General features: G+C 39.6%; 14 protein-coding genes and 1 pseudogene. 11 read left to right on the forward strand and 4 right to left on the reverse strand.

Going from position 1 to position 15,435, the window contains the following annotated elements; translation table 11 throughout:
- The first annotated feature begins 131 nt into the window (after positions 1-131).
- Positions 132-1,145, forward strand: coding sequence for a tRNA (adenosine(37)-N6)-threonylcarbamoyltransferase complex transferase subunit TsaD (tsaD, locus tag GARC_RS21790; RefSeq protein ID WP_007624541.1), 1,014 nt, complete (start codon positions 132-134; stop codon positions 1,143-1,145).
- A 45-nt stretch (positions 1,146-1,190) separates the two neighbouring features.
- Here the strand turns inward: tsaD and plsY are convergent, their stop codons facing one another.
- On the reverse strand, positions 1,191-1,790 hold the full coding sequence (plsY, locus tag GARC_RS21795; protein WP_007624543.1) for a glycerol-3-phosphate 1-O-acyltransferase PlsY: 600 nt from the start codon (positions 1,788-1,790) through the stop codon (positions 1,191-1,193).
- Positions 1,791-1,865: 75 nt separating this feature from the next.
- Here plsY and folB point away from each other — a divergent pair, with 75 nt between their 5' ends.
- From folB to GARC_RS21815, 4 genes are all read left to right on the forward strand, one after another.
- Positions 1,866-2,225 carry a dihydroneopterin aldolase gene (folB, locus tag GARC_RS21800; RefSeq protein WP_007624545.1) on the forward strand — a complete coding sequence of 120 codons (360 nt, stop codon included), beginning with the start codon at positions 1,866-1,868 and terminating at the stop codon, positions 2,223-2,225.
- Positions 2,222-2,743: a 2-amino-4-hydroxy-6-hydroxymethyldihydropteridine diphosphokinase gene (folK, locus tag GARC_RS21805; RefSeq protein ID WP_007624548.1), complete on the forward strand. Its 522-nt coding sequence runs from the start codon at positions 2,222-2,224 to the stop codon at positions 2,741-2,743. The genes folB and folK overlap by 4 nt, the downstream gene beginning before the upstream one ends.
- Positions 2,740-3,540: an undecaprenyl-diphosphate phosphatase gene (locus GARC_RS21810; protein WP_007624550.1), complete on the forward strand. Its 801-nt coding sequence runs from the start codon at positions 2,740-2,742 to the stop codon at positions 3,538-3,540. The genes folK and GARC_RS21810 overlap by 4 nt, the downstream gene beginning before the upstream one ends.
- Positions 3,541-3,684: 144 nt before the next feature.
- On the forward strand, positions 3,685-4,053 hold the full coding sequence (locus tag GARC_RS21815) for a histidine triad nucleotide-binding protein (protein ID WP_007624551.1): 369 nt from the start codon (positions 3,685-3,687) through the stop codon (positions 4,051-4,053).
- A 56-nt stretch (positions 4,054-4,109) separates the two neighbouring features.
- Here GARC_RS21815 and GARC_RS21820 read toward each other — a convergent pair whose 3' ends face one another.
- Positions 4,110-5,813, reverse strand: coding sequence for a dipeptidyl-peptidase 3 family protein (locus GARC_RS21820; RefSeq protein WP_039990229.1), 1,704 nt, complete (start codon positions 5,811-5,813; stop codon positions 4,110-4,112).
- A 238-nt stretch (positions 5,814-6,051) separates the two neighbouring features.
- On the opposite strand from GARC_RS21820, the gene GARC_RS21825 reads away from it, so the two are divergent.
- Complete coding sequence (locus GARC_RS21825; RefSeq protein WP_007624554.1) at positions 6,052-6,888, forward strand: HDOD domain-containing protein; 837 nt, start codon at positions 6,052-6,054, stop codon at positions 6,886-6,888.
- Positions 6,889-7,039: 151 nt separating this feature from the next.
- On the opposite strand, the gene rdgC is transcribed toward GARC_RS21825, so the two are convergent.
- Positions 7,040-7,948, reverse strand: a complete 909-nt coding sequence (rdgC, locus tag GARC_RS21830) for a recombination-associated protein RdgC (RefSeq protein ID WP_007624555.1) — start codon at positions 7,946-7,948, stop codon at positions 7,040-7,042.
- Positions 7,949-8,131: 183 nt separating this feature from the next.
- A pseudogene (locus GARC_RS21835) lies at positions 8,132-9,854 on the reverse strand (ATP-binding protein).
- A 237-nt stretch (positions 9,855-10,091) separates the two neighbouring features.
- On the opposite strand from GARC_RS21835, the gene phoB reads away from it, so the two are divergent.
- The 5 genes from phoB (at position 10,092) to GARC_RS21860 (ending at position 15,434) form a co-directional block, all read left to right on the forward strand.
- A complete protein-coding gene (gene phoB / locus GARC_RS21840; protein WP_007624557.1) occupies positions 10,092-10,781 on the forward strand; it encodes a phosphate regulon transcriptional regulator PhoB in 690 nt (229 codons plus the stop codon).
- A gap of 177 nt (positions 10,782-10,958) precedes the next feature.
- Positions 10,959-12,281: a phosphate regulon sensor histidine kinase PhoR gene (gene phoR, locus GARC_RS21845; protein ID WP_007624559.1), complete on the forward strand. Its 1,323-nt coding sequence runs from the start codon at positions 10,959-10,961 to the stop codon at positions 12,279-12,281.
- Positions 12,282-12,509: 228 nt separating this feature from the next.
- Positions 12,510-13,538, forward strand: a complete 1,029-nt coding sequence (locus tag GARC_RS21850; RefSeq protein WP_007624561.1) for an efflux RND transporter periplasmic adaptor subunit — start codon at positions 12,510-12,512, stop codon at positions 13,536-13,538.
- A gap of 43 nt (positions 13,539-13,581) precedes the next feature.
- Positions 13,582-14,280: an ABC transporter ATP-binding protein gene (locus GARC_RS21855; RefSeq protein WP_007624563.1), complete on the forward strand. Its 699-nt coding sequence runs from the start codon at positions 13,582-13,584 to the stop codon at positions 14,278-14,280.
- Positions 14,277-15,434 (forward strand): ABC transporter permease, encoded by a 1,158-nt coding sequence (locus GARC_RS21860; protein WP_007624565.1) that lies wholly within the window; start codon positions 14,277-14,279, stop codon positions 15,432-15,434. Before GARC_RS21855 ends, GARC_RS21860 begins: the two co-directional genes overlap by 4 nt.
- The last annotated feature ends 1 nt before the right edge of the window (position 15,435 follow it).

Consider the following 15,435-nt stretch of genomic DNA (forward strand, 5'->3'; position numbering starts at 1 on the left):
ATCCGCAATGGATGTAAAGTCTTGATAGCTTAAAAAACTGATTAATTGCAACAAATGCCAGAATAAATTGGCGGTTTAACCACTAATCAGTAAAATGCCGTTAGTTTAAACCTATGTGTTAGAAATTGAATATGCGTGTATTAGGTATTGAAACGTCTTGTGATGAGACTGGTGTGGCTATTTATGACGACCAACAAGGCTTGTTGGCTCATCAATTGTATAGCCAAGTGAAATTACATGCTGATTATGGCGGCGTAGTGCCTGAGCTAGCTTCCAGAGATCATGTGAGAAAGTTAATACCTTTAATAAAAGAAACTTTGCGAGAAGCAAATTGCAGCGCCAAAGACATAGACGGTATTGCTTTTACCAAAGGACCCGGTTTAGTTGGGGCATTGTTAGTGGGCTCATCAGTCGCGCGCAGTTTGGCATACGCTTGGAATAAGCCTGCAGTGGGCGTGCATCACATGGAAGGGCACCTGTTAGCCCCTATGTTAGACGAGCCTGTACCTGAATTTCCCTTTGTTGCTCTTTTAGTGTCTGGCGGTCATTCTATGATGGTGAAAGTAGCAGGTATTGGTCAATATGAAGTCTTGGGTGAATCGGTAGACGATGCAGCCGGAGAAGCCTTTGATAAAACAGCTAAGTTACTTGGGCTCGAGTATCCTGGAGGTCCTTTATTAGCTAAATTAGCCGAGAAGGGTGAAGCTGGCCATTATAAGTTTCCACGGCCCATGACCACTAAACCTGGTTTAGATTTTAGTTTTAGTGGTTTAAAAACTTTTGCCGCCAATACGATCCGAGCATCAGACGGTTCAGAGCAAACTCGGGCAAACATCGCCTACGCCTTTCAAGAAGCCGTAGTCGATACCTTAGCCATTAAATGCAAGCGTGCCTTAAAACACACTAACTTAAAACGTTTGGTTATTGCCGGTGGAGTGAGCGCAAATAAACAATTGCGCGAAGAACTCGCTGCCATGATGAAGTCAATTAAAGGTGAGGTGTTTTATCCTAGATTAGAATTCTGTACCGACAACGGCGCTATGATCGCTTATGCAGGATTGCAGCGACTAAAAGCCGGTGAAATTGAAGGATTGTCTACTAAAGCTAGACCTCGTTGGTCATTGGAAGAATTGCAAAAAGTGTAGTTAGAAAAATAGCGTTTAAGGCATATTACTCTGAGTGTAAAAGGTTTATTTAATCGAGTTTTTTTGCGAAACCTTTGGTTCTTTTCCTTGTATTAATCGAACAATATTGCCTTTGTGACGCAATATAATTAACAAGCTTAATATCGCCACTGGAAGTGTATATTCAGGTTTTAGCATCCAAGTTATTAAAGGTGCTAGGCCGACCGAAAGAATAGCAGCTAGGGAAGAGTAGTTAGTTAAACTTACAATAACTCCCCATGTCACTATTAATATAGCTGCTATATCAAGACCAAGAGGTAATATTGTGCCAAATGCAGTGGCAACCGCTTTGCCACCAGAAAAATCAAAAAATACTGGGAACATATGACCTATACAGGCAAAAACGGCAACAAAGGCCAGATCAATAGGCTCTAGGCCGAGATAGTAACTACCCCACACTGGGATCGTGCCTTTTAACACGTCAAAAACTAATACTAATATCGCTGGATATTTCCCTCCAAGGCGCAATACGTTGGTTGCGCCAGGATTACCTGAGCCTTGATCTCTAGGGTCGCCTAAGCTGAATAACCGGCATACCAAAATGGCACTGGAAATAGAACCGAGTAGATAGGCCGAAGCAAACATTAATATTGTTAGTGCTGTCATGTACTTGTATTAAAAAAATGAGTTACAATTTAGCAGAATATACCAAACCTCCATAAAATGCAGCGCGGATCACCAATGGATAAAATTCATATTGAAGGACTAGAGGTCTTTGCGTTGATTGGCGTATATGACTGGGAGAGAGAACATCAACAGCGGTTAATTGTGGATGTTGAGCTTTGTGCCGACCTTTCTATGGCGGCGCAAACTGATAATGTAGATAATACGCTTAATTACGCGCAAATAGCCCAAGGCATCAAAGACTTTGCTGCAAAAAGCCAATTTAAACTGATTGAAGCTTTGGCAAGCCATATGGTTGACTGGTTGTTGCAATCCTTTCCAATGCTTAAAAAAGTACGATTAAAGCTGAGTAAGCCTGATATTCTGGCGAACGCTAAGAATGTCGCAGTAGAATTTACTAAGGAACAAACTCTTTGAGTATTGACACTGAGCAAATACATATCATCTATATTAGTGTCGGTAGTAATGTGGATAAAGAAAAACACACTAAGGCTGGATTACAGGGAATGTACCAAGCATTTGGTGAGCTGACTCTGTCTTCTGTTTTTGAAAGTGAATCGGTGGGATTTGAAGGCAATAATTTTTACAACTTGGTTATTAAAGCCAATACTAAGTTATCCATTGCAGAAGTCTGCAGTGTTCTTAAAAAAATTGAACAAGACAACAAACGACAGCGTGGTGAGCAAAAGTTTGCTCCTCGAACCTTAGATTTAGATTTACTACTATACGACCGCCAAGTGACGTCTCAGCCCATAATATTACCTCGTCCTGAAGTACTTTATAATGCATTTGTGCTTAAACCTTTAGCCGAAATTGCCGCTGATGAAGTCCATCCAGAAGTGAACACAAGTTACGCCAATCTTTGGCAAGCATATGACAAAAGCCAACAAAAACTGTGGGCGATTAAATTTGATTGGAGCCCAACTCGAAAATGACCTTATTCGAAATTATTATCTTGGCGATCATTCAAGGGTTAACTGAATTTTTACCTATATCTAGCTCAGCGCACTTAATTTTACCTTCCGAAGTTTTAGGCTGGAATAATCAAGGTATGGCTTTTGATGTGGCAGTGCATGTAGGAAGTCTACTGGCAATTATTATCTACTTTCGAGAGGATATCTGGCGTTTAACTGGGGCTTGGTTTAGTTATGGTCTTAGTGCAAATCAAACCCAAGATAGTCGCTTAGGATGGTGGATCATCATTGCCACTATCCCTGCTGTAATTTTGGGGTTTGCTCTCAAAGACTTCATAGAAATATATACCCGTTCAGCTCTAGTGATTGCAATTACCACTATTGGTTTTGGTTTGTTGCTTTGGTACGCAGATTATAAGGCCACACAAACTAAAACTGTGCATCAGATTACCTGGAAAAATGCGATTTTTATAGGGCTTGCACAAGCAATCGCTATTATCCCTGGAACGTCACGTTCTGGTATTACTATGACTGCTGGACTGATGATTGGTCTCGATAGGGAAAGTGCCGCTAGATTTTCATTTTTATTGTCTATACCAGTGATACTAGGTGCTGGACTACTTGCTACATATGACTTAATACAAACCCCTGACGCTGTGGATTGGCAAGCGCTAATCTTTGGTGCTGCATTTTCATTTGTTAGTGCTTATGCTTGTATTTACCTATTTTTAGCCTGGATCTCCAAAATTGGAATGTTGCCATTTGTGATCTATAGATTGATCCTAGGTGCTGCACTATTATTGTTTGTATTTATATAGGGACTGGGCCATTTATTCGCCTACCTTTGTTGTTCATCTTTCGTTTAGAAGGGCTAAACTTCAAGACGAACGCCTCGGTATACAAATAAATGACCTCAGTCTCGGCTGACATATGAAAGATCAACAACCCCTAAGGAAGAAGCCATGAGCGAAACTATTTTTACCAAGATAATCAATAAAGAAATCCCAGCCGACATTATTTATGAAGATGAATTAGCTTTGGCGTTTAGTGATATTAATCCCCAAGCCCCTATACATTTTTTGGTCATCCCCAAAAAGCCGATTGCTACTATAAATGATATCGAAGAGGCCGATAAAGCCTTAGTGGGACATTTGTATTGGGTGGCAGCACATTTAGCTGAAAAACAGGGTTTTGCTAAAGATGGTTACAGAGCTGTGATGAATTGTAACGAAAATGGCGGGCAAACTGTGTACCACATCCATTTACATGTGCTAGCAGGCAAAGCCATGGGCTGGCCACCTTATCAGGACCAGCCTAAAACTTTGAATTAACAAACCAAGTATTGAGGGGCAGATAAGCTCAATACTTGACCATTTACCCTTTGAGATTAAAGCCCTAGAACCTTAACACCTTGTTTGAAATTTACGTCTACTGGAATATCAGCAGCAGTTAATCTATCTAAGTCTTGCTGTAACAGAGCTTTGATAACACCTTTTTCAGCAACTAATTTTGTCACACCTTCATAGTCGCCATCACCTTGTAGAGTCAGTATTTTATTTGATAAGGCGTCAATAGCTTTACTCATATTCTGCATGTCGACTTGGTATAAACCATCTTCGTTACGACTAAAGGCTTGGTGATCCTGAAAAAAGTTAAACCTGATCATATTGGCTTTTCCGTGTGCGCTAGATGCTCCGAAGCGAACAGAACGAAAAATTCCCGCCATAAAGGTGACGTAATAATCTTCTAACATTCCTTCTTCAATGACACCTTTGGCTAATAGTTGTTGAACCATATACAGTCCTAAAATATCGGCTTTGCCTTCTTCTAATGCTGACGCGTGTTCCTTTAAAGCCTGTCTAACCGTTTGTTCACTTCCTAATACTGATTTGATGCCAAGCCCATGGGCCACTTCATGAAACATAGTGTTAGCGAAAAAAGCGCTGAAAGTAATGTGTTGACGTTGTTCAGGCACAATCAATTGTTTAGAAATAGGTACTAAAATATTATCAAATTTGGCGCGCATGGCATTTTTGAGTTGTAACCTACGGGTGCCTTTTTTCAGTTGTACTTCTTCGTCGTTTGGCAAGTTGATGGCAATAGTTTTACTACCGGCGTTTGAATGTCCTGCGTAATAAATCACATCGTAGGCATTTAAATCAGCATTGGCTCCTGGCATTTGTGCTTTGTACTTTTCCTCAACCGGCAAGCCTTGTTGCAGCTCAGGTAAGAAAGATGCATATTTACTAAGCCTCTCGCTCCACGCCAAATCCTTCAATAATACGTAAGACTCAAATGCTGCTCGATAACCAAATAGCTGGTCTTCGTAGGTCTCAATGGGACCATAAACTAATTCGATAGGATTGGTCTTCATATCCATCCACGCATAGTCAGACGGTTGATAATTGTTGGTTAATAACGCTTCAGCCCGTAATTTGAGATAAGCCGCAAAACTTTTATCCTCAGCTAAAGTGGCTGCTTTTGTTAGCAGTGTTGAGGCTTCTTTTAGTTCTTCGGCAAAGTAAGTTGAGTAGGGGATCGCAATTAACTGGCCCATTTTATCTCTACGCACCATAGAATATAAGCCATTTTTGTCTGCAAAGTTGCTGGCTTCAAATTCTGTCTTGGTCATATCTGCGGGATAAAATTGCGCACCTAACGGTTTTTCATCAGTATTCGACAGGAAAACTTGGTCACCATCTAATCTATCCCAAGGGCCATAGTTGATATTGGCAAAATTTTGGGTTTTGTTGTCAGCTATAGCAGCTAAAAACGTGTCTTTGTTGTCACCAAAAGCCTGACGCCAAAATAAATCATCCATAATCACTGATGCTTCAATCAATATGGCTAACATTTGTCTCTGGTTGTCACTTAAATGATCTATGTCAGCAGAAAGTGTGACGGGGAAATAAATATTGAGGCGGTTTTCGTAGCCTTCAATAAGTGAAAACGCTACATCTTTATCAGTTGCTATGATCACGGTTGGTGGGATCTGAACTGTATCATTTGTGGGTTTATTGCATGATGAAGCCAGTGTTGAACAAACGACTAATGCTATTGCTGAAATGTATGATTTTGAAAGAACTTTCATTGCGTCACCTTTTTTTATTGTTGTATTGCGCTATTTAACTTAATTCATAGGAAATATAACAAATTTTTGGCTTTTAATGCGTTTATCATATCTAGATACTATAAAAAAGTGTGCTAGCATTTACATTCTTTTACATTCTTTAATTTGATTGCTTAAATGTTCAGGTGGGAAAAAAGAAAACTATTTTCATAGACTTACCTTAGGGTTCGATTTGTTTTGACAGAATATAGGAAATCACATGGCTACAGAAAACGCACTTCTCACTATTTTGGTAGAAAAAATTAATAACGATACATTGGTTCTACCCACATTACCTGCAATTGCACTGAAGGTAAGGAGAGCGGCGGACGACCCAGATATTAATTTAAATGCAATGGCCGATGTCATCAGCCAAGATCCATCTTTAAGCGCACGTATGATTAAAATTTCAAATAGTGCATATTTAGGTCGATCGGTTAAAGTCATCTCAGCGCAACAAGCTGTCACTCGTATTGGTTTGCGTCAAATTAAAAATATCTCTACCGCTTTGGCAATGGAACAACTCTTTGTATCCAAAAACCCCATAGTCAAAGAGTACATGTCTCGAATTTGGGCAGATACCATTGAAATTGTGGCAAGTTCAATGGCAGCATTACAAGTGCACACCAAACAAACCAAAAACCGCGCCCTAAACCTTGATTCAATGATGTTGGCTGCCTTAGTGCATAATATTGGTGTGTTACCAATATTGACCGAAGCAGAACGCCATGCAGATGTTTTTGCTAATCCAACATTCTTGAATGTGGCCATTGATAAAATGGCAGGTAAAATTGGTGCTAGTATCATGACAGAATGGGGCTTTGAACCAGAGTTTGTGAATGTGGCTCAGAATTGGAAAGATTTATCTGTCATTTCTGACGATGTTTCTTACTTAGATTTAGTTAGGTTAGGTGCAACACTTTGTGGCAAGTTTGAGAGCCATAAAGAAGCGGTTTTTAATGCCGCAATAGAAAAAGGCATTGTTGATAATTTGTCGGCATTACTTAGTGATGAATTTGATGAACTGCGTGATAGCGCAAAGCTCATTTTTCAATAGGGTTGAAAAAAGCTGCGAGCTACTAGTTTCGAGCCAGCGAGCTTAAAGACACAAAGAACAAAAGTTTTAAGATAAGAAATAAGGAAAAGTATTCGCTTTTCCTTATTAGTCATTAGTCTAGAATTATTTTGCTAGAAGCTCGCTTTTTCCGTTAACTCACTTTTTCATCGTCTAAGTTAAATATCTCTTTAAGTCGTTTTGCAAAACGCACTACTTCACCAGACATCAAAGCAAAATTAGCATCCAATCTGGCTAACATTTGATCTTTAGGTATATCGTCGTTTTGTTCTCTAATCACATCGGTGAATTTCAAACGTTTGATGCTTAAATCTTCTTGAATAATAGCTGTAAGAGTTTCATTCCATTCAATCGCAATTTTTTGAACTGACTTTCCAGCTTCTAAATGATGCTTGATTTCGTCGCAGTATAAATCCTGATTTTTACAACGAATAATAGCTCCGTCTTCTTCCAGAGCTTTGAGTTCTGCTTCTTCTAATACACTAATATCTGATGGCGCAGAATTATCTTTTAACCATGATGTTAAATCTGCTTGCACAGATTGTCTTGCCAAAGGTACAACAGGTAAAGATCCTATGGCTTTACGCACCATGGCCAAAAAGGCTTCAGCTTTACCATCTGCAGAGGCATCTACTACCACTAAATTATCTTTGATAGAGATGAAACCGTGTGTATAACTATTTTTAGTGAAGGCTTGTGGCAACAATCGATGAATGATCTCTTGCTTCATATCCTGCTGGGCTTTTTTGCCTACTGGAGAGCCTGTCTCAGCCTCAATTAGCGCAACTTTGTCCGCTAATTCAGCATTCACAACCACAGCTGGTAAGATACGTTCTTGTTTTTTTAGAGTCATCCAAATTCTACCCGCAGTAGCATGGATTAAGGTCTCGCCCTGATTAAAGGGAGAAGCCCACCCCATTGTGGCTAATTCTTGACTGCCGCAAGGGCGAAATTTGAACTCAGCAAGTTTGTCTTCAAAGTCTTGTTCTTTGAAATCCATATCTTGGGTAATTGCATAAAGCTTTAGATTTTTAAACCACATGAAAATAATCCGCTAATAGTTGGGGCTGTTTATGATTCGAGTTAAAAATTGTTTCAATCTCAAACGATACTGATGCTTGGATTGCGAAAAATAAACAAGCCTTCAGCGCAGAGTCGCGCTATTAAAAAAGGCCGTAGAGATTATCAGGAATTGACCTTATCTACTATGCGTAAAAGGCAGAAATTAAACGGGGATTGTGATTTTGTATTGCAGGCCTTTGTCAGGTTGACTAAATGCTTCTATTTCGCCTCCTAACGTTTGGGTCACTAAGTTGTACATAATATGTGTACCTAAGCCGCTTCCGCCTTTGCCTCTGCGGGTAGTAAAAAATGCATCAAAATGTCGTTCTAGGGTACCTTCATCAAGACCTCTTCCATCGTCTCTGTAGTCGATAATAAGGTTGCCGTCTTGCTCGGAAATATCAAGATTAATGGCGCCTTTAAGTTTGTCTTCGAAGCCATGGATCAGAGAGTTCATTATCATGTTGGTTAATATTTGTGCTAGCACGCCAGGCGCACATTTAATTGATAAATCGTCTGGACAATGAATATCGATAGTATGTTGAGTCTTCTTAAAATTTGGCGCCAAAGATTGCACAACTTCAGATAAATACTCACTGACATTGATTTCTCTTACAGCTTCACTTGTTTGATCAACAGCAACTTGCTTAAAACTTGAAATAAGATCGGAGGCACGATTTAAATTGTTTGTTAATAACGTGATGGTTTGTTGAGCCTCTGACAAAAACGATGTCATGGTATTGCCTGTTAGTTTTTTATCGTCATAGGCGTTTTGAAGTTTTTTTTACTCTGTCTTGCAAAAAGCTGGTTGCTGTAACACTTACACCTAAAGGAGTATTTACGTCGTGGGCAATGCCCGCTACTAAACCTCCCAGTGATGCCATTCTTTCTGATTCAACCAATTGGTCTTTCGCCATCTGAATGGTTTCCATCGATGTCGCTAATTCAGTATTTCGTTTACGTAGTTCATCTTCGATAAATTGGCGGTTTTCGTTTTCTTGGCGCAATTCCCGTTGATTAATTAATAACTCATCTTTTTGTTGTTCTAAGTCCAACATGATCCTGCTCAGTGTGGCAGTTTTTTTAGCCACTTCTTCTTCTAAGGAGCTATTTTGATCATCTAATCTCAGGTTGGCTTGTTGTAATTCATTTTGAGTACCAGCAAGCTTAGATTGAAACACAATCATTTCATCGATTAATTTATTGTAAGACGTCTCTAATACCTTTAATTCATTATCTTCATCGATGCTCAAATCAAGCTTGGAAGATTCAGGGTCGTCTAGGTTGAAGTCGGTAATTTGTTGGGTTAATTCATTGAGCGGATTTGTCAGCATAGTGCGAAATGCGCTCATAAATAGAAAAACTAAAAATGCTGTTTTGACTATGGCATTACCAATCAAGAAAAGTATACCTACTTCTATTCTTCCAAAGATAATGGTTGAACTTGAATATAAAGTGACATCACCGACTAATGATGTTCTACCAGAGAATTCAAAAATTAATGGAAAACTGTAACCAAAGGTTCCGCCCGTATGATCTCTCACTACACCTTTAGTGATCGATTCACCGGCTAATTTAGAAGTACGCCCTAAATCGGCTATATAGTTACTATTTTCATCTCGAATTTGCACCCCTTCAACTATAGGCAGCTCCATCAAACCTACCGCGATAGATTTGGCCTGAGGTGTATTAAGCTCCCAAATAGCGCGAGTTAAACTAGTACTGAAGGTGTTTTTTAAAGTTTTAAGCTCATCTTCGATATGACTTTTTGCGTTTACATATTCAGTAAAAACTTGGCCTGCGGTCACAATCAGAGTTAGCACAAAATAAACCGACAGCACTCTGGCTAAAAGCTTTCTGGATAACCCTTGTTTGACGTTTGACATCAATGTTTATATTTCCTGTCGTTTAAACTGCATAGGAAGAATATGCGGAATGAAAAAAATAAACAAGACGTCTAAGCAACAATGTGTTTTAAGGTGTAGATTAATCAAAGTAGTATAGGCCTGTGGTCTATTCGAATGTTGTTTTTATAGTCCAAATGTAGTCTAAAATGCTCACCGTAATAAAACTGTCACACAAAATCTGAATAATGCGTCGTTAATGCAGCAAGGAACATAAAAATGGCAAAACGTATTTTACTGGTGGAAGACGAAGCTCCGATCCGCGACATGTTGAAATTTGTGCTGGAACAATCGGGTTATGAAACCGTTGAGGCTGAAGATTTTCAAATAGCCTTAGACAAGATTGTAGAGCCTTTTCCTGATTTGATTTTATTAGACTGGATGTTACCAGGTGGCACCGGCGTGCAATTAGCGAAAAAACTCAAGCAACATGAGTATGCTCGAGATATTCCTATTATAATGTTAACTGCCAGAGGTGAGGAAGAAGACAAAATTAGGGGCTTGGAAGCCGGTGCTGATGATTATGTGACTAAACCTTTTTCGCCAAAAGAATTGGTGGCAAGAGTCAAAGCGGTGATCAGACGTGTTTCTCCTACATCAAGCGAAGATGCCATTGATTACCAAGGTTTGAAACTCGATCCTCTATCCCATCGTGTGACATCTAATGAGACCCCTATTGATATGGGACCAACAGAATTTAAGCTTCTGCACTTTTTTATGACTCATTCTGAGCGAGTCTATAGCCGTGAGCAGTTGTTGGACAACGTTTGGGGAACTAACGTATATGTTGAAGATCGAACAGTAGACGTGCACATTAGAAGGTTACGTAAAGCCTTGTCTGAGTTTTCTCATGATAATATGATCCAAACAGTGCGCGGTGCAGGTTATCGTTTTTCGAGTAGGGTGTAGAGCCCTCAGCTAAAGAGAGCCTTCAGCTAAAAGAGAGCCTTCAGCTAAAAGAAAGCCCTCAGCTAAAAGAGCCCTCAGCTATATGTGATATGTGCCCTCAGCTACATGAGAGCAAAACTATTAGTTCTCAGAAAAACGAATATATTTTAGTTGCTTTAAAAGGAATCTAGGCCCCAGATGAATCACTCTTATCCTTGGTTAAGAAGCATAGCCAGAGTCATCAGTTTTCTGGCAGCTTGTACGTTACTTGGCTTCTATATTAATGAACTAACTCTTATCTTGCTGATTGGTGTCTTTGGGTTGCTTGGCTGGCACTACTGGCGGCTTTATAGGCTCAACCATTGGTTATGGCATAGCAAAAAGATATCTCCTCCTACAGCCCGAGGTATTTGGTCGCATATTTATCAAGGAATTTATGGCGCTAACTTAAAAAGTCGTAATAAGCGCAAAGCTTTGGGTGAGATCATTCGTCGTTTTCGGCAAGGTTCAGAAGCGCTTCCCGATGCGGCAATTATAGTCGATGGTTGTGGTGATATAACCTGGTGTAACCGACTTGCGAGAATTGAGTTGGGTTTGAGTTGGCCCGACGATATGGGTAAGAAAGTATATGAATGTATTAACGATAAGCAGTTTGTAAGCTTTTATCACGCTAATAGTTTTGCTCAACCTATAGAAATCATATCGCCGATTAATCCCAATAAAGTATTAGAACTTAGGGTCGTGCCTTATGAAGATGAACAATTGATGGTGCTCTTTCGTGATGTCACACGTTTGACACAAATTGAAAAAATGCGTAAGGATTTTGTTGCCAATGTGTCTCATGAATTAAAAACACCTCTAACCGTGATTAATGGTTACTTAGAAATGTTGCCACTAAATGGCGATGTACCAGAACCCATGATGGTTAAGGCTATCAGTGAAATGCGCACTCAGTCTCTGCGTATGCAAAGTTTAATTGAAGAACTATTGGTGTTGTCACGTATTGAAGCGAGTACTGAAAGAGCATTTGAAAAATTGGTGAATGTACCGCAATTGTTATGGCAAATTCAGATAGAAGCAGAAGCTCTCAATCGAGATAGAAAACATAAATTATTTTTTGATATTTCGCCAATTTTATATGTGTATGGTAATGAAAATGAGCTACGCAGCGCCTTCTCAAATTTAATTTTTAATGGCATCCATTATACCCCTAACGGTGGTGTCATCGAAGTTAAATGGGGCTTAGAAGGTAAACAAGTTAAATTCAGTGTGAAAGATAACGGTGAAGGTATTGCATCTGAACATATTAAAAGGCTAACCGAACGTTTTTATCGAGTGGATAAAGCCAGATCACGCACCACTGGCGGCTCTGGATTAGGTCTATCCATTGTTAAACATGTTTTGTCTCATCATAATTCAGTTCTAAACATTGAAAGTAAGCTAGGAAAAGGCTCGACTTTCTCATGTTGCTTTTCTCCAGAACAGACTTACATAGTCGAAAAACCTATTGGTACCCTATAACCTCATCCTGTTTGTAAAAATATCTGTTTCACATAAAGCCGATACTTTTTAGTATTTTATGACTTTTGTCATCCCTAAGTCATGACTTATGGCTAATCCATTTTTTATATTTTTATGCCATGATTATCTAATATCAAGTCTTTAAGTTGATTAATAAATCAGCGCTTTACCTTTTGCTTTTAGAGGGTAATCTTGACTACATAAATAGCTAATTTAATAGAGGTTAGGGTGACGGATAAAAGTGAATTGTTGCAACAACTTAAAATAGATAGAAACCCAACCCAAGAAAAGACTGGGATAAAATTTTGGCAAGTTTTGTTGTTGCTGGTTATCTGTTGTGTTTTGTCTATTTGGGCAACCCTTAACTATTTTGTGCCTGTGCAAACAGTTGAAAAAAATAGTCCTTTTGGAACTCAAGTTAATAACAAAACCCAGTCAAGTTCGACAAAGTCTTCAGAGCCAGCAAAACCAATTGTTCAAGCAAACGACACTATCCTCAACTCATCCGGTTACATAACCGCCAGGCGTATGGCTACGGTATCTTCCGAAGTCATGGGGCTGATCACCCAAGTTAATGTAGAAGAAGGTATGAATGTCGAAGAAGGACAAATCCTCGCCACCCTTGATAGTAATTTAGCCGAGGTAAATCTTGATTACGCCCGTGCGCAATTAGATGTGCTACAAGCAAGACGTAAAGCTATTTTAGTTAACCTAGATGAAGCAAAAATCAATTATCAGCGCACCCTTAACAATACCTATTCAAGTGAAATCGAACGCACCCGTGGATTTGCTAATCAGCAGAATTTGTTAGCCAATTTAGAAAGTGCAGACGCTGATTTACAGGTCGCTAAAATAGAAATTCGCCGCCAACAAGAACGTCTAGACGATCATACTATCAGAGCGCCATTTAGTGGTGTAGTGACTCAAAAAAATGCCCAACCTGGTGAAATAGTTGCACCTTCGTCAGCAGGAGGTGGTTTTACGCGTACGGGTATCTGCACCATAGTAGATATGAGCTCTCTAGAAATAGAAGTGGACGTAAATGAATCTTTTATTGGTCGTGTTTATCCCGGTCAAAAGGTTAATGCCACCTTAGACGCTTACCCAGATTGGCCAATACCCGCTTCAGTAATTGCCACTATACCCACTGCAGACAGGGCGAAAGCCACAGTACAAGTCAGAATTAAAATCGAATTAGAAGACCCGAGGATCCTGCCTGAAATGGGCGTAAAAGTTGGGTTTATGAAAGACAGCTAATACACAAAAATAGAAATAGAAAAAGAATAAGAGGATAATAAGCATGAGCAGTCAAAATTTATTTGAATTGAGTCAAGTTGCTAAGCGATTTACTAAAGGCAAAGAGACTATCAGCATTTTCCACGATTTGAATATGCAAATTAAAGAAGGCGATTTTTTGGCCATTATGGGTCCTTCCGGCTCAGGCAAAACCACTTTGCTAAATTTACTTGGCGGTGTGGACCAACCCACCGAAGGTCAAATTACCTTTGATGGCCAGCGCATTGATAACCTTAGCGAAGGACAGCTGGCAAAATGGCGAGCTAATAATATTGGTTTTATTTTCCAGTTTTATAATTTAATGCCTATGTTAAATGCGGCGCGTAATGTGGAGTTACCTTTATTACTAACTAACATGAGCCGCAGCGAGCGAAAACAACAAGTGAAAGTTGCCTTAGAGCTTGTTGGTTTAAGTGACAGAGCCAGTCATATGCCAAGCGAAATGTCCGGTGGTCAACAACAGCGAGTGGCGATTGCCAGAGCCGTAGTGTCCGACCCTAAATTTTTACTCTGTGATGAGCCTACTGGCGATTTGGATAGGCAAACTGCTGATGAAATTTTGCAGACATTGCAGCTTCTTAATGAAAAGTTTGGCAAAACCATAGTTATGGTCACTCACGATCCTTCTGCCGCTAAATTTGCCAAACATACTGTGCATCTCAACAAAGGGGAGTTTGTTAAAGCAGAGGAGTTATTGGTATGAAAGACTTGTATCTAGTCTATAAAAATTTAACCCGAAAAAAGATGCGTTTGTTTTTGACTACCTTTGCCATATTTATCGCGTTTTTGATTTTTGGGGCCATTATGACCTTGCGCGGAGCCCTAAACTCTGGGGTTGAAATGTCGGCAGATAATCGTTTGGTCGTAGTACATAAAACTAACTTCACTAATCCTTTACCTTATTCTTATGTGAATAAAACTCAAGCAATAGAAGGGGTTAAACAAGTCACCCATGCCAATTGGTTTGGTGGTTATTATCAGGAGCCTGCGAATCAAGTGGTGACCTTTGCAGTCGACCCCGAGAGTTATTTAGAGGTCTACCCCGAATTAGTAGTAGAACCTACTCAGCGTAATGCATGGCTGAATAATCAGGCTAGTGTATTAGTTGGCGAGCGTATCGCTTTGGCTAATGGCTGGAAGGTAGGCGACAGTATTCCACTGTCATCGAATATTTTTTCTCACAAAGACGGAGGCCAAACTTGGGACTTTGTGATTGCAGGCATATTTAGTGGTGCGGAAGAAAAAACCGATACTAGTTACGTGTTATTCCATTATAAATATTTTAATGAAACCCAATCTTGGGGCGGAGATAATATTGGTTGGTTAATCATTACTACCCTTGATCCGTCAATGAATGAAAGTGTTGCCAAAGCCATAGATAGTAATTTTGCCAATTCTAATGCCGAAACCGACACCAGCACCGAACAAGCCTTTAATAAAGCCTTTATAGAACAAATAGGTAATATTGGACTGATTATTTTTGGTGTGGTGTTTATGGCATTTTTTACCATCTTAATTGTGGTGGGTAACACTATGGTTCTGGCGATCAGAGAACGCACCGCTGAGATTGCGGTACTAAAAACTTTGGGTTTTGAATCAATGCGCATTTTTAAGATGGTGCTTATTGAGTCCTGTTTGTTAGCCTTTTTAGGTGGTTTATTAGGTCTAGGTGCGGCTTATTTACTTATTCAAGTGGCATCAGAATACCTTGCAAGATTTTTACCTAATCTGGTGTTAGATCAAAGTATCCTATTACAAGCTTTGGGTTATATGTTGTTACTGGGTCTAGTCACAGGTATTGCACCGGCTATCAGCGCACTGCGTTTAAACATTATCACTGCATTCAATAGGGGTTAGT

Source organism: Paraglaciecola arctica BSs20135, assembly GCF_000314995.1.
Taxonomy (GTDB): domain Bacteria; phylum Pseudomonadota; class Gammaproteobacteria; order Enterobacterales; family Alteromonadaceae; genus Paraglaciecola; species Paraglaciecola arctica.